19 protein-coding genes and 1 other annotated feature are annotated in these 20,521 nt (G+C 48.0%); of the genes, 13 read left to right on the top strand and 6 right to left on the bottom strand.

Annotated elements, in window-relative coordinates; translation table 11 throughout:
* Positions 1 to 39 precede the first annotated feature (39 nt).
* Complete coding sequence (locus tag ABIC22_RS06300; protein ID WP_354479428.1) at positions 40 to 1,293, bottom strand: MFS transporter; 1,254 nt, start codon at positions 1,291 to 1,293, stop codon at positions 40 to 42.
* Between the two features lie 177 nt (positions 1,294 to 1,470).
* Between ABIC22_RS06300 and ABIC22_RS06305 the strand changes: the two genes are divergently transcribed.
* From ABIC22_RS06305 to ABIC22_RS06330, 6 genes are read left to right on the top strand one after another with little or no spacing between them, the layout of a single operon-like run.
* Positions 1,471 to 2,985, top strand: a complete 1,515-nt coding sequence (locus ABIC22_RS06305) for a spore germination protein (protein WP_354479431.1) — start codon at positions 1,471 to 1,473, stop codon at positions 2,983 to 2,985.
* 21 nt (positions 2,986 to 3,006) lie between these two features.
* Positions 3,007 to 4,209 carry a Ger(x)C family spore germination protein gene (locus ABIC22_RS06310; RefSeq protein ID WP_127540678.1) on the top strand — a complete coding sequence of 401 codons (1,203 nt, stop codon included), beginning with the start codon at positions 3,007 to 3,009 and terminating at the stop codon, positions 4,207 to 4,209.
* Between the two features lie 8 nt (positions 4,210 to 4,217).
* On the top strand, positions 4,218 to 4,451 hold the full coding sequence (locus ABIC22_RS06315; RefSeq protein ID WP_127540680.1) for a hypothetical protein: 234 nt from the start codon (positions 4,218 to 4,220) through the stop codon (positions 4,449 to 4,451).
* A gap of 16 nt (positions 4,452 to 4,467) precedes the next feature.
* Positions 4,468 to 5,265 carry a GerAB/ArcD/ProY family transporter gene (locus ABIC22_RS06320; protein WP_354479435.1) on the top strand — a complete coding sequence of 266 codons (798 nt, stop codon included), beginning with the start codon at positions 4,468 to 4,470 and terminating at the stop codon, positions 5,263 to 5,265.
* Complete coding sequence (locus ABIC22_RS06325) at positions 5,249 to 5,572, top strand: GerAB/ArcD/ProY family transporter (protein WP_354485875.1); 324 nt, start codon at positions 5,249 to 5,251, stop codon at positions 5,570 to 5,572. Before ABIC22_RS06320 ends, ABIC22_RS06325 begins: the two co-directional genes overlap by 17 nt.
* A gap of 26 nt (positions 5,573 to 5,598) precedes the next feature.
* The gene (locus tag ABIC22_RS06330) at positions 5,599 to 6,717 is read left to right on the top strand and encodes a GerAB/ArcD/ProY family transporter (RefSeq protein WP_354479438.1); all 1,119 of its coding nucleotides are present in this window, start codon (positions 5,599 to 5,601) and stop codon (positions 6,715 to 6,717) included.
* Positions 6,718 to 6,774: 57 nt separating this feature from the next.
* Here ABIC22_RS06330 and bcp read toward each other — a convergent pair whose 3' ends face one another.
* Genes bcp through ABIC22_RS06350 form a run of 4 tightly spaced genes read right to left on the bottom strand, consistent with a single transcriptional unit; the run spans position 6,775 to position 9,916 of the window.
* The gene (gene bcp / locus ABIC22_RS06335; protein ID WP_127540686.1) at positions 6,775 to 7,239 is read right to left on the bottom strand and encodes a thioredoxin-dependent thiol peroxidase; all 465 of its coding nucleotides are present in this window, start codon (positions 7,237 to 7,239) and stop codon (positions 6,775 to 6,777) included.
* Positions 7,240 to 7,284: 45 nt separating this feature from the next.
* Positions 7,285 to 8,070 (bottom strand): ABC transporter permease, encoded by a 786-nt coding sequence (locus ABIC22_RS06340; RefSeq protein WP_336784272.1) that lies wholly within the window; start codon positions 8,068 to 8,070, stop codon positions 7,285 to 7,287.
* A 4-nt stretch (positions 8,071 to 8,074) separates the two neighbouring features.
* Positions 8,075 to 8,869, bottom strand: a complete 795-nt coding sequence (locus ABIC22_RS06345) for an ABC transporter permease (protein ID WP_354479442.1) — start codon at positions 8,867 to 8,869, stop codon at positions 8,075 to 8,077.
* Positions 8,870 to 9,916, bottom strand: coding sequence for an ABC transporter ATP-binding protein (locus ABIC22_RS06350; protein ID WP_095293171.1), 1,047 nt, complete (start codon positions 9,914 to 9,916; stop codon positions 8,870 to 8,872).
* Between the two features lie 213 nt (positions 9,917 to 10,129).
* On the opposite strand from ABIC22_RS06350, the gene ABIC22_RS06355 reads away from it, so the two are divergent.
* Complete coding sequence (locus tag ABIC22_RS06355; protein WP_127540692.1) at positions 10,130 to 11,173, top strand: LCP family protein; 1,044 nt, start codon at positions 10,130 to 10,132, stop codon at positions 11,171 to 11,173.
* Between the two features lie 95 nt (positions 11,174 to 11,268).
* Positions 11,269 to 12,588, top strand: a complete 1,320-nt coding sequence (locus ABIC22_RS06360; RefSeq protein WP_354479446.1) for a glutamate-1-semialdehyde 2,1-aminomutase — start codon at positions 11,269 to 11,271, stop codon at positions 12,586 to 12,588.
* Between the two features lie 93 nt (positions 12,589 to 12,681).
* On the opposite strand, the gene ABIC22_RS06365 is transcribed toward ABIC22_RS06360, so the two are convergent.
* On the bottom strand, positions 12,682 to 14,052 hold the full coding sequence (locus tag ABIC22_RS06365; RefSeq protein WP_354479449.1) for an aminotransferase-like domain-containing protein: 1,371 nt from the start codon (positions 14,050 to 14,052) through the stop codon (positions 12,682 to 12,684).
* Between the two features lie 172 nt (positions 14,053 to 14,224).
* On the opposite strand from ABIC22_RS06365, the gene ABIC22_RS06370 reads away from it, so the two are divergent.
* The 5 genes from ABIC22_RS06370 to ABIC22_RS06390 all read left to right on the top strand — a co-directional run bounded on the left by ABIC22_RS06370 (position 14,225) and on the right by ABIC22_RS06390 (position 20,506).
* A complete protein-coding gene (locus tag ABIC22_RS06370) occupies positions 14,225 to 15,160 on the top strand; it encodes a DMT family transporter (protein WP_354479452.1) in 936 nt (311 codons plus the stop codon).
* A 27-nt stretch (positions 15,161 to 15,187) separates the two neighbouring features.
* Positions 15,188 to 15,516, top strand: a binding site (T-box leader).
* Between the two features lie 156 nt (positions 15,517 to 15,672).
* The gene (trpS, locus tag ABIC22_RS06375) at positions 15,673 to 16,668 is read left to right on the top strand and encodes a tryptophan--tRNA ligase (RefSeq protein ID WP_354479454.1); all 996 of its coding nucleotides are present in this window, start codon (positions 15,673 to 15,675) and stop codon (positions 16,666 to 16,668) included.
* A 127-nt stretch (positions 16,669 to 16,795) separates the two neighbouring features.
* Positions 16,796 to 17,902 carry a GerAB/ArcD/ProY family transporter gene (locus ABIC22_RS06380; RefSeq protein ID WP_354479457.1) on the top strand — a complete coding sequence of 369 codons (1,107 nt, stop codon included), beginning with the start codon at positions 16,796 to 16,798 and terminating at the stop codon, positions 17,900 to 17,902.
* Positions 17,883 to 19,352 (top strand): spore germination protein, encoded by a 1,470-nt coding sequence (locus tag ABIC22_RS06385; RefSeq protein ID WP_354479460.1) that lies wholly within the window; start codon positions 17,883 to 17,885, stop codon positions 19,350 to 19,352. Before ABIC22_RS06380 ends, ABIC22_RS06385 begins: the two co-directional genes overlap by 20 nt.
* Positions 19,349 to 20,506, top strand: a complete 1,158-nt coding sequence (locus tag ABIC22_RS06390) for a Ger(x)C family spore germination protein (RefSeq protein WP_354479463.1) — start codon at positions 19,349 to 19,351, stop codon at positions 20,504 to 20,506. The genes ABIC22_RS06385 and ABIC22_RS06390 overlap by 4 nt, the downstream gene beginning before the upstream one ends.
* Positions 20,507 to 20,521: the final 15 nt, after the last annotated feature.

The raw sequence follows: 20,521 nt of genomic DNA on the forward strand, positions 1-20,521 counted from the left end.
CATATCCCCGGAGTCGCCACCAGTGCGACTCTTTTTTAATTAACTCCTTTTAAAAGCATCCCTTCGAATCCATGCATAAGCCGCGAGCAAGAACGCAATACATGCGAACCCCAATCCCCCTGCAAAACCAAGTCTGCGCGGTTCTATCACCTCCAGCAGTATGCCTGCGCCAAACATGGATAACCCAAGCATTGTACTGCTGCATGCCGTCACTAAACCATAGACAACTCCGCGGTATTTCTCTGGTGTTTCCCGCATCAGGAGCGTATCGAGACACGTGTTCCCCATACCTGACGTAAAGGCCAGCAAAATATACATCAGTACAGCAATCGATGCGAACCTGGTCTCACTTAACAGCATTAATAAGCATCCTTCGATCAACAGACATGCCACAACCCCAGGGAGCAGCCACAGCTGCAAATAACGAGAACCCCAGCTGCTGAGCACAAGGCCAATCCCCAGTGCTGCATAAAACAGACCCACACCCCAATCTCCGAGTTTGAACACTTCAATCGCATATACACTGATCAGCACATTATCAATCCCATTAATAACGGGAACCCACAACTCAAATGCAATAAGAATCTGCAAAGGGACAGATGAGCAGATGAACTGCCACAGCATAAGGACAACCCCTTTACCTTTACTCTTTCGAGCATGCGCAGGCTGTCTCCCCACCATCTCATCTACTTGCTCAGTTCTAAGTGGTGGAAACGAAATCTTGCGAATCAGAGCAGCAGCAAACAGGAAAGCAAGTGCATTGGTGACAAAAGCAGCCTGAGGACCCAATGTAGCCGAGACGATACCCCCTACAAAAGCGCCCACAATGAGTACGGATCCGTTCATGACTTGTTCGAGCCCATTAACCTGGTGCAGGTTTTCCGAACGTATAAGAAAGGGGATTCCCGATTTGCGGACAGGCGCATATAGCGCTTCTGCGCATGCAAGCAGCGTACTCGCTGTATAGAGAATCCATAGATCATCTGCTTGATGTACGAACAAAAAGCTTAAGGCCACAGGTACCCTTAGAAGATTGGTCACAATCATAATCGTTCGCCGGCTGAAATGCAGCGTCAATACACCCCCTAGCGGTGCCAGAAGAAGAAAAGGAAACACCCTCAACCCGAGCGCCAAACCTACGGCAAGACCTGAACCGGTTGTACCAAGAATCAAGGCCAGCATGGCAACCTGACTGAATCGATCACCAATTCCGTTTACCAATCCTGCCATGAAAAGCTTCCTGTAATCGGGTTCTGCGTGCAGCAAGCGTTTAAAACCAAAACTGAATGTCATTACGATACCTCACTTATTATTTAGATAATAATCTAATTAGATAATATTCTAATCATTTGAAGTTGGCAATCACCTTTTGTATGTGCACCGTTCTGATGTCACTTCTTTTTTTGTCATAAGTTGATTTCATCCAGGTCATACTAACTTGCAAATATAGGGAGGTATGGGGGTGAAAGTATGAGTTCTGCAGCGCAGAGCGATCATGAACAGAAACTGATCTCTCCGAATCTGATTGACAATACGGAATATTGCAAACAAGTGATGGGCCAGAGCAACGACCTGATGCTCCGCCCGCTCCAATGTTTACATAAGTGGCCATCGATTCTGCTGTACATTGATGGGTTAGTCGATGTTCAAATACTGAATCAGGCCATTCTGGTATCCCTGCTTCAGACACATGATCTTCCAGAGTTCTCGGCTGAAGACGAACGCCTAAGCTATCTTCAAAATGACATTCTTGCTGCCAGTGATGTGCTGCTGGTAGACAATATGCAGGATGTACTTAATGCCTTATTGTCTGGTTCTGCAGTACTGCTAATCGAAGGCTCAACCAAAGGCCTGAAGATCGGAGCAGCCGGCTGGGAAGATCGCGCTGTTTCTGAGCCTGTATCCCAAACCGTCGTACGCGGACCCATGGAAGGCTTTAATGAAAATTTGCGTACAAATACCTCTTTGATCCGTAAACGGATTCGTGACCCTCATCTGTGGATAGAAGAGAGAGAGATCGGACAAGTGACCAAGACCAAGATAGCCGTATTATATCTGGAGCATATCGTGGATACCGAGGTGGTAGAGGAGCTCCGGCGCAGACTCGATGAGATTGACATCGACAGCGTACTGGAAAGCGGATATATCGAGGAATTGGTTCAGGATAAGACCGGGACAATCTTTCCGACGGTATATAACACGGAGCGGCCCGACACTGTATCTGCTGCACTCCTGGAAGGCCGTGTTGCCATTATTGTGGATGGTACCCCATTCGCCTTATTGGTACCAGCCCTGTTTGTACATTTTTTTCAATCTGCAGAAGACTATTATCAGCGTGCTGATATCAGTACATTAATTCGGATGATTCGTTACCTGGCCTTTTTTATCGCTTTGCTTGCTCCGTCCTTCTACATCGCCATCTCGACCTTCCACCAGGAAATGCTACCGACAAACCTGCTGATTAGTCTGGCAGCTCAGCGTGAAGGTGTTCCTTTTCCAGCCTTCATTGAAGCTATTTTGATGGAGCTTACCTACGAGATCTTGCGGGAGGCCGGAATTCGGATTCCGAAAACGGTCGGTCAGGCTGTATCCATCGTGGGAACACTTGTCATTGGTCAAGCGGCAGTTGATGCGGGGGTTGTGTCTGCAGCAATGGTTATCATCGTGTCGATTACCGCGATATCCAGTTACGTCATTCCAGAGAACGGATTATCCATCTCGGTACGGATATTGCGTTTCGTATTGATGATTCTGGCGGCTGCCTTTGGTTTCTATGGCATTCTGGTCGTTCTGCTCATTACAGTGACTCATCTGTGCAGCCTTCGCTCGTTCGGAGTACCTTACATGTCACCATTTGCACCGCTGGTTCAGAAGGATCTTAAGGATACAATCTTCCGCGTACCCTGGTCTCATATGAAAACCCGCCCTCTGAGTACGGGTACACCGAACAAAACAAGGCAGTCCAACAAAAAAATGAAACGCTGATCGCGGCAAGGAGAACACCGTATGAACAAGTGCTTCCGATTGGTTTTATCCCTTGTGGTTCTGCTCCCTCTCCTAACCGGCTGCTGGGATCGTAAAGAACTCAATGAACTTGGAATTATGCTAGGTCTCGGGGTAGATAAGGACGGAGATAAAATCAAGGTTAGTGCCCAGGTGGTCGTTCCCAATGAGGTATCCTCCAAATCCGGAGGCGGGAAAGGCACTCCTGTAACCCAATATCAGGCTACTGCAGACACACTATTTGAAGCCATTCAGAAGCTGACTGAGACCAGCCCACGTCGCATATTCATGGCTCATGTGCGTATTCTTGTCTTTGGTGAAGAATACGCACGTAAAGATGGAATATATGATGTCATGGAAGCCATGATGCGGGAACCTTCTGTACGGCCAGATTATTACGTCATGGTTGCTCGCAAGACAACGGCCTCCAAAGTGCTGGATCTGCTTACCCCACTGGAGAACATTCCTGCTGAGAAGCTGTTTAATTCCCTGGATGTATCCGCTAAAACCTGGTCTCCGACAACCACCGTGACGGGAGACCAACTGGTCGATAATATGTTGACACCCGGCATACAGCCTGTAATTACTGGTGTTGAGATTATCGGAAAACAGGAGATAAGCGGAAGTAAGGACAATATCTCTTCTATCCGATCTCCAGCGAGCCTTCACACGACCGGATTAAGTGTATTTAGAAAGGATAAGCTGATCGGCTGGCTAACCGAGGAGGAATCAAAAGGATATAACTACATTCGGGATAATGTGGTATCCACGGTAAGTCATCTTCCCTGCGGCAAAGGTGGAGCCGTAACCTTCAAAGCACTGCGGACCTCGACGAAACGAAAAGCAAAAATCGTGGATGGAAAGCCTGTTATTCATATCAAGCTTGAAAATGTTTCCTCCATCGCTGCTGTGGAATGCGGCGTCAAGATCGGTTCAATGAAAACACTCAGAAAACTGGAAGAGGAGAGTGAGGAAAAACTAATCGAGCTTATGCAGACTTCGGTGAACTCCGTGAGGCGAAAATATCATGCCGATATTTTTGGATTCGGGCAGGAAGTTTACCATGCGGATCCCAAGCTTTTTAAAAAGATGGAGAATGACTGGAACAAGTACTTTGACAATCTGGACGTGAAGTACGAAGCCAACGTACAGATTAAACGTACGGGAACACTGGACAATTCATTCAAAAATGATATCAAGGAGTGAGACCAGACATGATCACGATCACGGTCATTGTTGTGGGAGTTATCGTAGGGTTGATCGATCTTCCTGGTCTAATCCGTCGCAAGGAATGGAAAGAAACCGCAGTATACAGCGGCATGCTGCTTGTTGCCACCTTCTTTAGCGTAATTGCAGCAAACTTATGGGAGTTCCCAAGCCCCCTCTATATCATTATGTGGATTTATGAACCTGTGAATCAATTTTTGGCCAATATCACCGGAACTTAAGAAAGGGGGGAAAAGGATGCTGGAGCAAGGACGGCTTGGAACACGGCAGTTGGCAACCCTGACTTTCATGATGGTTATAGGAGATATGATGCTTATCTACCCCTCTGTCATCACGTCCTATGCTAAGCAAAACGCCTGGATCTGTGCCCTCATCGGAATCCCCCTCGGTATGGTGCTTATGGCCATGTTTCTTAAACTGGGCAATATGCATCCGGGCAAGAACCTGGTTCAGATTGCACGTAAGTATTTGGGTTTCTGGCCAGGAACCGTTTTTTCTATCATATACCTATTTTATTTTCTCGTGGGTACATCCACACATTCCCGAGAAATAGGCGATTTTATGACCAGCCAGATTTTTCAATTCACACCTATTCGAATCATTATCCTGATGTTTGTCATTACTCTTGGCTGGGGGATATACAACGGCTTGGAAGCCATCGGGCGGACAAGTGAACTGCTGCTGCCAATTGTGATCATTTTCATCCTCGTTCTTTCTTTCTGCCTTCTGCCCAAGGTAGAAATCAGTCATCTGAAGCCCTTCATAGATACCGATGTGGTCTCTCTGGCACAAGGTGTACTCGTAAGTGTTACCTACCCAGTGGGCGAGGCCATCCCGATCCTCATGATCTTACCCTATACCGCGAGACAAGCTCACCGAACCCGAGACGTGATCGCTGCGGCTGGTCTGGGGAACTTGATGCTGGCGATGCTAGTTACCATCTCCCTGCTTGTGCTCGGTGCATTTCTGACTCAGCACAAATATCTATGCATCGTTTATTTTATCTCAAAAGATCAGTATCGGAGGTTTCTTTGAACGTATCGAGGCCATTATGGCTACCTCCTGGCTGATCTCAACCTATTTCAAAGCAATGATTTATTTTTATGCGTTCATCGTGGGAATTGCAGAGCTCTTCAATCTTAAACAGTATCGGATTCTCCTTTTGCCAGCATGCATGCTGGTGTTTGGAATGGCCAATGTAGTGGCTCCTAACCTGACCTATATTGTCATTACCATCGTTCCATATTGGGTGGATTGGGATACAACTTTAGGAATTCTGCTGCCGGGGATGCTGCTGCTTATGATGTTGTTTACGAAAAGGAAAAAATCGCTATCCAACTGATCACATGTTGAAGGAGCACAAGTACTATGCTGATTAAAGATCGCCTTACCGTGCGACAGTTCACCTTGTTGACCTTCCTGACCATGGTCGGTGATATGATTCTCATCTATCCATCGCTCGTCACTGCACATGGGAAACAGGACGCTTGGATATGCTCCCTGCTCAGTCAACCAATAGGTCTACTGGTACTATGGATTCTGTTCAAACTGCATCGTACCCAACCTGAATTGTCCCTAGTTGAAATCTGTAAAAAATTGCTCGGTCCATGGCTTGGTTCAATTCTAGCTGCCGGATATCTGTTCTATTTCATCACTGGGGCTGCAGTGTGCGTCCGCGAAGTAGGAGACTTCATGACGACACAGATCTATCTTCAAACCCCCATCCGTGTCATTTTGACCCTGTTCATATGCCCTATGGTATGGGGAGTAATGAATGGCTTAAAAACCATGGGGGCAAGTAGTGAACTTCTTGCTCCCATCGTAGTCGTTTTTATGATCCTCCTTCTGTTGGGAGTACTGCCGCAAACAGAATTGGCTAGACTGCGCCCCATTCTAGATACTTCCTGGATGAGTTTAATGAATAGCATCATTAGGGGAGCTTTCTCTTCCTTCGGCGAGCTAATCGTGCTATCCATGTTCCTTCCGTACGTCGCAAGCGCACATCATTTAAAACGGGACATGCTCCTTGCAGCTCTCGGAGGAGGAATTTTGCTAAGCATGCTTGTTCTCGTCTCTCTCATGGTTTTCGGCCCCCTTTTCACTCAGCATGGTTTCTATATTTCCTATACGCTGGCTCAAAAAATCAATATCGGTAATTTCTTCGAACGAATCGAAGCATTGATGGCCATTGCCTGGCTGATCTCGACCTATTTCAAGAGCATGCTGTATTTGTTCAGTTTTGTTTTGGGAATATCCCAGTTATTCGAATTAAAAGGCTATAAGCCCCTGATCCTGCCCTCGGCATTGCTAATGTTTGCTGCAGCCGTACTGGTAGGCCCCAATATCATCTTCTATACCAATACCGTCATGCCCGCGTGGCTCGACTGGGATGTGACGGTCAGCCTGATCATCCCGCTCTTCCTGCTGCTCGTTCATCGGCTCCGCTTCCAGAGAAGAAAACAGTCGGCCAAACGCTTAACCTCATAAAAAAGGCAGTGTCCACGGTGATACCCGAGAACACTGCCTTCGTTGAATTTCCGCTTTTTACAGAGACTTCACAGCCTCCAAAGCTGCTTCAATATGCCCTTTCACTCTGACTTTCGACCATTCCTTGATTAGCTTCCCCTCTTCATCGATGAGGAATGTGGAACGGACAATGCCCATATATTCCTTGCCGTACAACTTCTTAAGCTGCCACACCCCATATTGCTCGGCAACCTGATGTTCTTCATCCGATAACAGGGTGAACGGCAATCCGTATTTGGCGATAAATTTGTCATGCCTGCTCATCGGGTCCGTGCTAATGCCCAATATAACCGTGTTCAACCCCTTAAATTCCTCATGGCGATCCCGAAAATCGCATGCCTGCTGCGTACAGGACGAAGTCATATCCTTGGGATAAAAGTAGATCAGCACCCGCTGTCCGCGGTAATCGGAGAGCTTCACTGTCTCCCCGGTGCTTGATGGAAGTTCAAAATCCGGAGCAAGGCTGCCTTCAGTTAATGTCATCTCTATTCCTCCTTCTCGTCTTACCCTCTATTATCGGGCTTCTCTCTACGAACCTGCACCACGGTAGCGTTTCACGCCGTAGTTCCAGAGCGTAAGTCCAATCGCTGCGAAAACCAGTCCCATTACCGGGGTTAGCAATGCCATGCGATGCATCTCTGATCGATCCAGGAACAATGCTGCCGGATAGATCCCGACAAAGGCAAACGGAATGACCCAGGTTAACAATACCTGAATGGCTCGATTGTAGATCGTTACCGGATAACGTCCATAACCCTGAATGTTGTACATTAATGGAAGAATACCTGTCGGAGCATCCGAATAAAAGGATAGCGACGTCAGTGTAGTATAAATTCCCGCGTAGATTAACACAGAGCTTAGCGCCAGAATGATCAGCGCCGGAATATGCCACCATTCCAGGACAAGTCCCATTTCCGCCCCGCTGAAGATCATGATAATCAGTCCAATAAACGAACCCACAAGTGCAGGCGGGTCCACATTTTCGAGCAATATCTGAAACAGGTTATGCGCTGGACGCGTCAGAATGCGGTCCATCTCACCCTTAACGATATACCTCTCGCTGAACCCCCAGAGATTGATAAAACAACTGAAGATGCCATATGGCACCATGAAATAACCGTATACAAACAGGACTTCACTTTCACTCCAGCCCCCGAGGTTATCCGTGTGGCGGAAAACAACAAAGATAAAGATCAGATTCGTTGCCTGGAACAGCAGATCCGAAATAATCTCGACCCAGAAATCGGCACGATACGTCAGCCGTGTTTTCATGTAGTTTTTTAAATATTCCCCAATTAGACCTAAGTAGTACATGCTGTTAACCCCCTTGCACGAACAGACGCTTGCGCGCCTGACGCCAGATCAGCATCATTGGAACGAGCAGCATGACAAACCAGAGCACCTGAATGCCGAGTACACTCCAGATGCCGGTGCCTTCCACTCTTCCCGTGAATACGGAACCTGGCAGATACGTAATAGCCTGAAAAGGCAATACCTTCATGATCGCGGACATCCAGCCCGGATAGAGGCTGATCGGAATGATGAGACCGGAGAACAAGTCGACCACGACCCGTTTCATGCGCATCATACCTTCGTTGTTTTCCACAAAGAACGCTGCCAGTCCCGTAATGACATTAATCTGGGAGTTAATGAGGAAACTGAAGAACAGCATGACAAGAAATCCGATCCACGCTGAAGGTGCAGTAGGCAGTTCAACCGGGAACAGCAGGATTGCAATGAGCATGCCTGGGATCATCAGCAGCAGGAAACGGAAAACGCCCTCACCGAGACCCTGCATCATTTTGACCATAACGTAGTTGATCGGCCTTATAAATTGAATCGCAATGGATCCATCACGGATATCTGCGGCAATTTCACGGTCCAGGTTGTTAAAATAAAATGCACGCGCCATCCAGGATACCGCCACATACGTAGTCATCTGAGCTGCCGTAAATCCCCCCAGTTCTCCACTTCCGCCATAAATGGCTTGCCATGTAAAGTAATACACGCCAATATTCAGCGTATATATCAAAATGCCGGAATAATAATTCACCCGGTACGCCAGCATCGTCAGAAACCGGATTCGCATAAAATCAAAAAATGCACTATTCATCTAGGATACACCCACCGCTTCTTTCCCTGCTCCCACAATCTCGGGACGCTCGGCAGAACCGGATTGGTAGATACTCCGTACAATCTCATCGGTATTAATCTCAATAATCTGAATATCCGTAATATCAGCCTGTCCCACCACACGGCCAAGGACATCGGACACATTGAGTTCCAGCGGAATCCAGACTGATGCGGACAGCTCGTTCTCTACCGTCCAGCGTACGGGCATGGCGGCAGTCCATTCCTGCATCTGTGCAATCGTGTGGCCCGTCCCAAACTTGAAGCGGATTTCCCGCTCCTTGCCCCATTGGGATTTCAGGTGATCCAGACCGCCATCATAGATGATATTCCCGGCATCAAGCATGATCACTCTTGAACACAGTGCTTCGATATCCTGCAGATCGTGTGTCGTCAGCAAAATGGTTGTTCCATGTTCCTTATTCATGTCTTTCAGGAATTCACGGATCTCCGACTTGACGACAATGTCCAGACCAATGGTTGGCTCATCCAGAAAAACAATATCGGGATTGTGCAGCAATGCGGCCACCAGTTCGCAGCGCATCCGCTGCCCGAGACTGAGCTTGCGCACCGGACGATTCAGCAGATCCTGCAGCTGCAGCCGCTCAACCAGCTCATCCAGCCGTTTGCGGAAATCGGATTCGTCCACACGGTATACCTTGCGCAGCAGATGGAAGGATTCAATCACACCAATGTCCCACCACAGCTGGCTCCGCTGACCAAATACGACACCAATATTCTGTACAAATTTCTCTCGTTCCTGATACGGAACATATCCACCAACCGATATATGCCCTGAAGTAGGCACCAAAATGCCGGTCAACATCTTGATCGTTGTTGATTTACCGGCACCGTTCTCTCCAATATATCCGCAGATTTCACCCTGCGGAATCTGAAACGAAATATCGTTCACCGCCAATACTTCCTGGTATTCGCGTTTAAACAGATCTTGAAATGCGCCCTTCAGTCCACCCCGACTTTTCTGGACGCTAAACGACTTGCGCAAATCTTTGACATCAATCGCCAGCATGATTATACCTCACTTGGATTTTGTTGAAATTGCTTGTAGCCCAAAAAGAAATTATAATGGTATCAGTCAAAATTCAGCAAGCTTTTAAAATAGCTGAAGTTGCGTCCTCTGACTGCTGTTTGGGAAGAGACGTGCACGGAAGGCTTCAGGCTATGTTACTACGGAAACTGAACTCGTTTTTTTATTTCATCTCAAATACAAAGGAGAGCTAGCATGACCAGAAAGACGAAGAGAACCATATGGATTTCTCTTGCCGCCTTTGTTCTGATCGTTGGAGGCGCAGCGGCATTTTATTTCGGTTCTATTCTCAATCAGTTGAATGGCTTGCAGAAGGAAGGCGACGAATCTCCGTTCGCCAGTATTGAAAATGTCGAAAAAGTGAATACACCGGACCCTCCAAAATGGGAAGGCACTGAAACAGTAAATATATTGGTTATGGGTGTTGATGCCCGTGGCCTCAAAGAAGGGGAAATTCCCCGTTCGGACAGCATGATGGTTGTATCGCTCGATCCACTCACCAAAAAAATCAACTTGTTCTCCATTCTACGAGACACTTACGTCGATATAGACGGATTTGGCAAGGAGCGGATTAACACCGCTATCACCCACGGACCAAATGCAGCAATGCAAGCGGCTGGCGACCTGCTGGGGATCCCTGTCCAATATTATGTGTATACCGATTTCCAAGGATTCATCAAATTGGTGGATGCCGTGGGCGGTGTGGACTTTGACGTAGAGAAGGACATGCATTATACAAGCAAAGCAGACAATAACGAGTACGACATTGATCTGAAGAAAGGCTATCAGCATCTCGATGGTGAAACAGCGCTTATGTACGTGCGTTTCCGTCATGATGCGATGTCCGACTTCGCTCGTTCCGAGCGTCAACGTGAATTCCTGAAAGCCGTAGCGGCCAAAATGCAATCCACGACAACCATTGCCAAGCTTCCTACCATTCTGGAACAGGTGAGCCCTTATGTGGATACAAACCTGACACTCTCGGATATGTGGAAGCTCGGTGGTCTTGGATATCAGAGCAGCATGAACGGCAGCGAACAAATTCCGCCGATGAACATGCTGAAGGAAGAGCGGACCGCAGGTGGAGCACAAGTCCTGACGGTAACCAATGAAGAGAAATTGAAGCAGCATATTCAGGATATTATTCATCCGCCTGCTGAACCGGAAGACAGTACGACTGGAACCGAAGATAAAACAGCAAGCGGTGAAGACCAACAGTCGGAGCAACCGGCTCAGTAATGTAAACACGCAGAGGGCAGCCATTATGCTGCCCTCTCGCTGTGTTGTGTTACGAAAATTTGCAACAAAATTCATAGCCGAAAGGAAATAAACCCATGAACTCATCTCGTCCCCAATCCGAAATCTTATATAAAGAGGCACTTGAACATATTGTAGGCGGCGTAAACAGTCCTTCCCGTTCATTCAAAGCCGTTGGCGGAGGCGCACCCGTTTTTATGAAAAAGGCGCAAGGCGCACACTTCTGGGATGTTGACGACAACCGCTACATCGATTATCTGGCAGCGTATGGCCCCATTGTAACTGGACATGCTCATCCTCATATTACCCAAGCCATTAGTGAAGCAGCAGCAAATGGTGTGTTGTACGGTACGCCAACCGAGCTTGAAATCAAGCTTGCCAAAATGCTGAAGGAAGCCATTCCTTCCATGGATAAGGTACGTTTTGTCAACTCCGGTACCGAGGCAGTGATGACTACCATCCGCGTGGCCCGCGCCTACACCAAACGCAATAAAATCGTAAAATTTGCCGGATGTTACCATGGTCACTCCGACCTGGTGCTGGTTGCTGCAGGCTCCGGCCCTTCCACCCTCGGGATTCCGGATAGTGCAGGAATTCCAACCAGCATCGCACATGAAGTGATCACGGTTCCTTATAATGATCTGGATGGCCTGAAAGATGCCCTGGAGCGCTGGGGTGATGATGTTGCAGCAGTAATGGTGGAGCCCATTGTCGGCAACTTCGGCATGGTTATGCCAGAGCCAGGCTTCCTGGAAGGTCTGTGTGCCATGGCACGTGCCAACGGATCGCTTGTGATTTATGACGAAGTCATTACGGCTTTCCGTTTCCACTATGGTTCTACGCAAACGTATGCCGGGCTTGCCAATCATGCCGAGATTGAACCCGATCTGACTGCACTCGGCAAAATCATCGGTGGCGGATTGCCAATCGGAGCTTATGGCGGACGCAAGCATGTCATGGAGCAGGTTGCCCCGCTCGGACCTGCCTACCAGGCCGGAACAATGGCCGGCAATCCTGCCTCCATCTCTGCGGGTATCGCTTGTCTGGAAGTACTGCAGGGCGAAGGCGTATATGAAGAAATGGAACGACTGGCCATTGATCTGACATCGGGTCTGCAGGCGTCTGCCGATCGTCATGGCATCGCACTAACGATCAACCGGATTCGTGGCGCTTTCTCCACACACTTCTGTGATCACCCGGTAACAAATTATGATCAAGCTCAAGATACAGACGGTGAACGGTTCGCCTCCTTCTTCCGGCATATGCTGAACCGCGGTATCAACCTGGCTCCATCGAAGTATGAAGCCTGGTTCCTGACTACAGCTCATACCGATGAGGACGTTCAGGCAACACTTGAAGCAGCTGAAGCCTCCTTCAAGGCGATGGCTCACGAGTAGTCCTAAGATTTCAGTGAAACAGATAAAGGCGTGCAATCAGGCTGAATATTCAGCTTGGCTGCACGCCTTTTGTATTTTTGGGCCGCTTAAAAGTCATTTCACGTTTCCGCTTTGCAGCTTCACGATCTCTTCACGAATGATCCGCATGCCTTCCTCAAGCCGCTGCTTCGGCACATTGGATATATTCAGCCTCAGCATTTTATCCTGCTGCGTTCCCTCAAGGTAGTAACGCTCGGTTGTACCTGCTATTACTCCGCGTTCTTCCAGCCTTGATAACAACACGCCAAGCGGCATATTGCTGGCCAATGGCAGCACGGTATGCTCCCCACCTGTTCGCGGAGCATGGGCAAAGGGACTAAACTCCGGATCGGCAGCAAGCTGCTCATGAACCTTCTGCATCCGGGCTGCATAACGACTGCGAATGACTTTCCCGTGATGTGCAAACATGCCATTGCGAATATAGACCTCCAGCGCAGCCTGAGACAGCACCGAGGTGTCGATATCCAGCATTTTTTTGTGTCCCCCGAACGAAGGAGCAAGAGCTGCGGGAAGGACCGCTACACCAATGCGCAGGCCGGGAAACAGAATTTTGGAGTAGCTTTTCAAATAGATGACCCTGCCTACCGTATCATAAGAAAATAGCGGGTCCTGTTTTGTATTTTCCTCCAGATCGGCTAAATAATCGTCCTCCACCAAGTACACGTCATATCGTTCTGCCAGCTTAATTAATCTCTTCTTCTCAGCTAAGGTCATGGATGTCCCCAACGGATTGTGAAAGCGTGGCATGACGTAAAAGAATTTAATATCGCCTTCACCAAATTGCCGTTCCAGCGACTCCCAATCAAGACCTTCCAGCGTGCGTCTTACTCCGGTAATAGGTACATTCAGGCCTTCCAGCAGGGATGGCATAAGATGATAGCTTGGTAGCTCAACCAGAACCCGTCTCTTGCCATTCGGAAAAGCCATCAAGGCCAGCACTGCAAGCGCCTGCTGCACGCCGGATGTAATAAAGAACTGTTCCGGAGGGGCAAACACCTGATAGTCGGCAAATTGCTTTTGCAGCAGGTTGATCAATGAAGGCAGCCCACGCTCCGTACCGTACAGAAATAGCTCCGCCTGGTTGTTCTCCATGGCCTGATCTACACAATGACGAAAATCGGAATACGGAAATACCCGGGGGTCCGGAGCAGCAGAGGCAAAATCCAGTGGCCCTTTCCAATCGACATCTTCTACTCCTACTCCATTCTGTACAGCGTAATAACCCGATTGAGGAACTGCATATACCAGATGTCGCTGCTCAAGCCACTGATAGGCACGAATAGCCGTGCTTACACTGCATTGATATTGTTCAGCCAGCACACGCACTGCGGGAAGTTTAATTCCCTTGTCAATCGATTGCTGACGCCCCCGCTGCTTCTGTATCCAACGCTGCAGCGACTCCGCAATTATTTCATATTTTTTCATATAGATGATTTTCCTTTCCACATAGCTGTACCGGTACAATCTATACTTTTCATCATTGTACCACGACTGAACTGACAGTATATTGAATGAAGCAAAGACCTTACAGCACGTGATAACAATCAAGGGGTTTGCCTAGTCCAACCGAGATAATCAAGCTATATGGAGGAACAATATGAATACGACGCGTACCCGGGCTTATGCCTATACCGCAGCCGTAATGTATGCGGCTATCATTGGTTTATCTTTTCTATTTGTCAAAATGACCGTCAATGTGGCACACCCGATCGATGTGCTTGCACATCGATTCGCCCTATCCCTTCTCGTAGTCAGCATCCCGGTCGTCCTGGGATGGATTAAAATTCGGCTCACCCTGAGGGATCTGTGGCGGATCATACCGCTAGGCCTGCTTTCTCCGGTTTTATTTTTTGCCTTTCAGGCATTTGGGCTGGTATCCTCCAATTCATCGGAGGCCGGAATCATTCAGGCCATGGCCCCTGTCTTTACCCTTATTCTGGCTTCAGTATTCTTGAAAGAACGGACATCTATGCTGCAAAAGCTATTCCTGCTTCTTTCTGTTGCCGGAGTGGTCTTCATTTTCCTGATGAAAGGCAGCGGAATGACTTCAGGTAATTTCAAGGGAATTGCCCTGCTGCTGCTCTCTACAATTTGTTTTGCAGGGTATGGGGTGCTTGCCAGACCGCTCACCCAGAAGTATAAGCCGATGGAATTAACATGGGTTACCCTGCTCGTCGGTTGTCTTGTTTTTAACGTCTCCGCCGTCATCCGTCATTTATCCAGCGGTACGATAAGCGATTATGTAAAACCTTTCGGGGATGCATCTTATCTAGGGGCGCTGGCCTATCTGGCCATCCTCTCCACCATGATTTCGACTCTGCTGTCCAGCTATGCGTTAACCCATCTGGAAGCTTCGAAGATGAGTGTATTCAGCAACTTCTCTACCTTGATTTCCATAGCGGGTGGAGCCTGGATTTTGCATGAACCCGTCAGCAGATACCATTTTGTCGGAGCCATCCTGATTATCGCAGGTGTGCTCGGAACCAATATGAGTGGTAGAAAACACAGGCTGGTCAGTGAAGTCAAAGCATGATACAATGTGAAAAATTGTAAACGGACGTTATCAACGATGATGAAGAGAAGTACATACGACAGCGTGCTCCAGAGAACCGGCGGATGGTGGAAGCCGGTGCACAGGTCGTATGGAAATGGGCTTCGGAGTTCCGAGCTGAACACGTATGTATCCTGTAATCGGGGTGCAGGACGGTAAGTAGGCAAGGCGGCATGTTCAGCCGTTATCCACGGACAGGATATCGATCAAGATATCTGCTGGTTCCGGTCTGTTTTTTTTCAATCAGCCTGACCATAAATCTTGATCCGTATCTCTAAGTGGGCCGCAACCAGCGGCCAATTAAGGTGGCACCGCGAAGCATAAGCTTCGTCCTTCTATTCTGTTCCCTCACGGGAATCAGGATGAAGGACGAGGCTTTTTTTGATATCTACATACTGTAACAGGCTGAAAGGGGGTGATGGTCGTGGAAGATGGCTGGTGGCGTCAGCAGATTAGAATGCGCGAACAATTACAAAATCAAAGGAGAATGAACCATGAATATGAACAAGGATGTTATTTTAACTGGAGACCGGACCACAGGGCAGCTTCATCTCGGCCATTACGTGGGCAGCCTGTGCAGCCGGGTACAATTGCAAAATGAATACAAAACATATATTTTACTGGCAGATGTGCAGGCACTGACCACTCATTATGATCAGCCAGGATTGATTGCGGGCAGCGTTCATCAAGTGACTCTTGATTATCTCGCTGTAGGCATTGACCCAAACAAGGCCACGCTGTTTATCCAATCCATGATTCCGGAGATTGCGGAATTGACTGTGATCTTCTCGATGTTTGTCACTGTGAACAGCCTTCGGCACAATCCCACCATCAAAACGGAAGCGAGCGATCGCGGCTATACGGATCTGTACTACGGTTTCTTGGGCTATCCGGTCAGTCAGACTGCTGATATTGCATTCTGCAAAGCGACCCTCGTTCCCGCAGGCGAAGACCAGATTCCGCATATTGAGACAGCACGCAGACTGGTCCGGCGTTTCAATGAACTCTATGCTCCGGTTCTGCCGGAACCACGAATCCTGACCGGGGAGCGGCTCGGCGGACTGGATGGCATCGGCAAAATGAGCAAAAGCATGGGCAACGCCATCTCATTAAATGCGAGTCCCGATGATGTCAATGCCAAACTGACCAAGGCCAAGACTGATCCTGCGCGTATCCATCGTACTGATCCAGGTCACCCCGATATCTGTCCGGTATTTGCCTATCATCAATTATTCCGTAAGGCTCATGCGGAAGAGATCCATGCCAGCTGCAGCGAAGGTTCCATTGGATGCAGAGATTGCAAACAGTTTGCAGGTACTGCAATTAATGAACTGCTTGCCCCTTTTCGAGAACGGCGGAACCATTATGAGCAACGAGGGGACGAGGTCAAAGAAATTCTGGTTGAGGGCACCCGCCATGCCCGCAAAATCGCGCGGGAAACGATGCTCGAAGTACGGGAGGCCATGGGTATCCGTTACTTTGATTTGTAAGCATAAGGATGAAGTTAGACATCAGGATGAGATGAAACATCATGAACTACAGGCCCGCCTGTATGAAGAGAACCAATCACGTTAACACTGCTGAGGACAGTCTATCGCGAAAAGGGGACCCCTCAGCATGAAACCTAGACAGCCTTCTTTTTTGCAAGCCATGATGTTAATTATGTTATCTGTCGGCCTAATCAGCCACGTCCTGATCATTCCAGCCTTATTGAGTGCAGCGAAAAGGGATTCCTGGATTTCCGTCCTGCTATCCGCAGGACCCTATGTTGTTTTTGCGCTCATGCTTGCCTACGTCTCTCGTTTTCTTCAGCATCAAACACTGCATGAATGGCTGACTTCCCATCTGGGCAAGCCCCTCGGCTTGTTATTTCGGGTGGGAAACAGCCTCTTTTTCCTGTCTGTTATTTACTTTACCCTGCATGATACCACCACGTGGGCCAAGACCAATTACCTGACAGAGACACCCGTATTGGTAACCAGCATTGCCCTTATGTCACTTTGTGCGTATGCAGCCTATAAAGGGATTCGTTCGCTCGCATTTACAGCAGGGCTTGTTCTGCCTCTCGTTGTGGTGCTTGGCTTCTATGTCGCCATCGTAAATACCCAATATAAGGATTACAGCCGTCTACTTCCTGTACTCGAACAGGGCTGGCAGCCCGTTTTCCATGGCATGATGTACAGCCTTTCAGGCATGTTTGAGCTGCTCTTTATCTGGTACATCCAGCCCCACTTGGCTAAACGAATCCGTGTATGGCAGTATGTTATGCTCGCGTTTATCATTCTTGGACTGACTCTTGGCCCACTTATTGGTGCTATCGTAGAATTCAATCCTTTTGAAGCTGCCAAAATGCGTTATCCCGCTTTTGAGGAATGGCGAATTGCCTCCTTGGGCAAATACATCGCACAGACCGATTTTTTCTCGATCTATCAGTGGCTGGCCGGTTCATTTACCCGAATAAGCCTTGCCATGTATATTGTGGTAGAAATTTGGAATATTAAGAGCGCCACCAGAAGGTTAATCAGCATGGTTACGATCGCTGTTTTGTTTATTCTTTCCATGCTGTACCGTCTGGATGATATGACATTCGAAAAGCTGCTTGTCGATTACATATTTCCATTCAATCTCATCTATCTAAGCGGATTAGCCATTATTGCCACCACCGTTGGATTCGTCAGTTCACGCCATCAGAGGAGGAAACATCATGGAGCACCCAGCGATTGACATCACGTCCCATGAAACACTGCTTGCCTCTTTGAAAAAACAATTCGATCCCTGTGCGGATGTCGTTATTCAGACTTTTCCTGCCAAAAATGAAACCGATAAGTCGGTCATTATGCTATATTGTGACGGCTTGACCGATGGCAAACAAATTAACCAGTTCATTATTCCCCGGCTGGAAGAGCATTCTTTGCTTATTGAAGAAGCCCATCCCAAAGAATTGGGATTAACACTGAATCCAATAGAAGATCTTACCGATGCAGAGAATATAAACCTTCTCATTTTCAGTGGACAATTGCTGCTCATTTTCGGAGACGGTGAACAAGCGTGCAGTGTGGATATTGCAAGTATACCAGGAAGAAACCCTGAGGAATCGGCTATTGAGTCATCGGTCAAAGGCCCTCGTGATGGATTCACCGAAGAATTAAGCGTAAATATTGCTCTCATTCGTAAACGAATGAAAACCTCTTCCATGTGTTACGAAAAATATGTAAAAGGTGGCCGTACTCAGACCGCTATTGCCCTATTGTACGTAAAGGACATTATTAATCCCGAAATTCTGAAGGAAGCTCGCAAAAACCTGGACCAAATCGAATTGGATGGCCTTCTTGGGACTTCTGTTATGGAACGCGCCGTTATGGGTGGCATTCGCAGTATTTTCCCGCTCACCGATAATACGGAACGCCCTGATTACGTCGTAGACTCACTCTTAAATGGGCGTTTTGCTGTTCTGATTGAAGGTTCACCTGTAGCCGTCATCGCCCCAACCACCCTGTTCAATCAGCTGAAATCACCGGAAGATGAGAGTACGCCTTTCTTTATTGTGACTTTTGAACGGATTTTGAGGATTTCAGGTTTGCTTATCGCCTGTTTTTTTCCAGCCTTCTACATCGGTTTGACCAGTTTTAATGTGGAGCAGATCCCTCTACCTCTTCTGGCGACTATTGCCGGAACACGTATGGGCTTGCCCTTGCCAGTGACATTGGAGGCATTTCTGATGATCTTCATGTTTGAATTATTTAATGAAGCAGGCCGCAGACTGCCGCGTGCACTGGGCCAGACTGTCAGCGTCGTAGGTGGGCTCATCATTGGAGATGCAGCTATACGTGCGGGAATAACTTCGCCCACCATCATAGTAACCGTGGCCATTTCGGTCATTTCCAGCTACATTTTGGTGAATACGGTACTAAGCGGGGCTACAGCTCAAGTTCGGATCGGAATGCTTGTCCTATCGTCCATACTTGGGTTATTCGGTTTCATGCTTGGGCTATTTGCCCTACTGGTACACCTCGTTTCCTTGGAATGTTATGGCGTTTCCTATTTATCTCCCGTCTCTCCCTATATTCCCGGTGACTTCACCCAATCCGTATCCATGAAACCTTCCATGAAGAGGACCAAACGTCCGGCCGCACTCCATACCCAGGATTCCACCCGCCGGAGGAAACGTCCGTGAATAGATGGCTTTCCCTGGGTGGCTTGCTTATTAGCTGTGTGGTCTTGCTAACAGGTTGCTGGGATTCCAAAGAGGTTCAGAGCATTAACTTTATCACGGGAATCGGGATAGATTACGAGGATAATAAATATATCGCTTATGCCCAACTGATCGATTTCTCCAGTATTGCCAAGCAGGAGGGGCCAACTTCACGGCAAGCAAGTGATATCTGGATTGGGCGAGGCGAAGGCACAACGCTTAGCATGGCTATTAACGATCTCTATCAGACTTCGCAGCAACAAACCTTGTGGACGCATGTAAAAGCAATCGTTTTATCCAAAAACGCCTTGAACGGTCGGCTCGAGGATATTTTTAATACACTGCTGCATTCTGGTGAGTTGAGATACACACCTTGGATTTACGGTACAGAACAAAGCATACCCGATGTGCTTGCTCCCTCTGCCCTTTTAAACCAATCGACCCAGACCATTGAGCTATTTGAACCGATCAAGCTGTATAAGCAGTTCTCTTCCTTTGAGCCGATCCGTCTCCATCAGCTTCTTGATGGTTTACGTGAGCCTGCTTCGGTTATTCTATTACCATCCATCACCAACAGGAACCAAACGTGGTTTAATGGGGAGGAGAATCCCCCACTAATTAAAACGGATGGATTTTTTGTCATATCGAACGGTGCCAATCAAGGCAAAGTGGCAGGCGAAGAAGCCAATGGTACCCGATTCGTGAATTATGATCGTGTCCACCAGTATCCATTGTATGTTTACAATAATGGAAGCAAGACTCCGGATCTGACTCTTAGACTGCATGACCCCCATACCAAAATTTCAGCAAGAAAGGAAGGAAGCGGGGTCACCTTCGACCTCGTTACTTCGGCAAAAGGCATCATCGTTGAAGAACGTGGTACTCACCAGTCTCCCCAAACGATGGAGGAAGCAGCCGGGAAACAGATTGAGTCCGAAATTCGTGATACGTTCGAAAAAACCAAATCACGCCAGATCGATTCCTACGGTCTGGTGGAACATCTGTATCGTCATGACCTCGCTCTATGGAAAGAGCAGGTTCAGAACCGGGCAGATCCGATCAAACGATTCAAACTTGGAAAAGTGAAAGTCCATGTGAAAATCCTCAATGCCAGCACATACAAATATACGGAGTAATATGTGCAAAAAGGA

The sequence above is a fragment of the Paenibacillus sp. PvP094 genome (assembly GCF_040546835.1).
In the GTDB taxonomy this organism is placed as follows: domain Bacteria; phylum Bacillota; class Bacilli; order Paenibacillales; family Paenibacillaceae; genus Paenibacillus; species Paenibacillus illinoisensis.

Coding starts and splice junctions, on each gene's coding strand:
- ABIC22_RS06385 (WP_354479460.1), top strand. CDS start 17,883: ATGGAGCACCCAGCGATTGACATCACGTCCCATGAAACACTGCTTGCC.
- ABIC22_RS06305 (WP_354479431.1), top strand. CDS start 1,471: ATGAGTTCTGCAGCGCAGAGCGATCATGAACAGAAACTGATCTCTCCG.
- ABIC22_RS06345 (WP_354479442.1), bottom strand. CDS start 8,869: ATGAATAGTGCATTTTTTGATTTTATGCGAATCCGGTTTCTGACGATG.
- ABIC22_RS06300 (WP_354479428.1), bottom strand. CDS start 1,293: ATGACATTCAGTTTTGGTTTTAAACGCTTGCTGCACGCAGAACCCGAT.
- ABIC22_RS06355 (WP_127540692.1), top strand. CDS start 10,130: ATGACCAGAAAGACGAAGAGAACCATATGGATTTCTCTTGCCGCCTTT.
- ABIC22_RS06370 (WP_354479452.1), top strand. CDS start 14,225: ATGAATACGACGCGTACCCGGGCTTATGCCTATACCGCAGCCGTAATG.
- ABIC22_RS06330 (WP_354479438.1), top strand. CDS start 5,599: ATGCTGATTAAAGATCGCCTTACCGTGCGACAGTTCACCTTGTTGACC.
- bcp (WP_127540686.1), bottom strand. CDS start 7,239: ATGACATTAACTGAAGGCAGCCTTGCTCCGGATTTTGAACTTCCATCA.
- ABIC22_RS06350 (WP_095293171.1), bottom strand. CDS start 9,916: ATGCTGGCGATTGATGTCAAAGATTTGCGCAAGTCGTTTAGCGTCCAG.
- ABIC22_RS06320 (WP_354479435.1), top strand. CDS start 4,468: ATGCTGGAGCAAGGACGGCTTGGAACACGGCAGTTGGCAACCCTGACT.
- ABIC22_RS06380 (WP_354479457.1), top strand. CDS start 16,796: ATGAAACCTAGACAGCCTTCTTTTTTGCAAGCCATGATGTTAATTATG.
- ABIC22_RS06315 (WP_127540680.1), top strand. CDS start 4,218: ATGATCACGATCACGGTCATTGTTGTGGGAGTTATCGTAGGGTTGATC.
- ABIC22_RS06310 (WP_127540678.1), top strand. CDS start 3,007: ATGAACAAGTGCTTCCGATTGGTTTTATCCCTTGTGGTTCTGCTCCCT.
- trpS (WP_354479454.1), top strand. CDS start 15,673: ATGAATATGAACAAGGATGTTATTTTAACTGGAGACCGGACCACAGGG.
- ABIC22_RS06360 (WP_354479446.1), top strand. CDS start 11,269: ATGAACTCATCTCGTCCCCAATCCGAAATCTTATATAAAGAGGCACTT.
- ABIC22_RS06340 (WP_336784272.1), bottom strand. CDS start 8,070: ATGTACTACTTAGGTCTAATTGGGGAATATTTAAAAAACTACATGAAA.
- ABIC22_RS06365 (WP_354479449.1), bottom strand. CDS start 14,052: ATGAAAAAATATGAAATAATTGCGGAGTCGCTGCAGCGTTGGATACAG.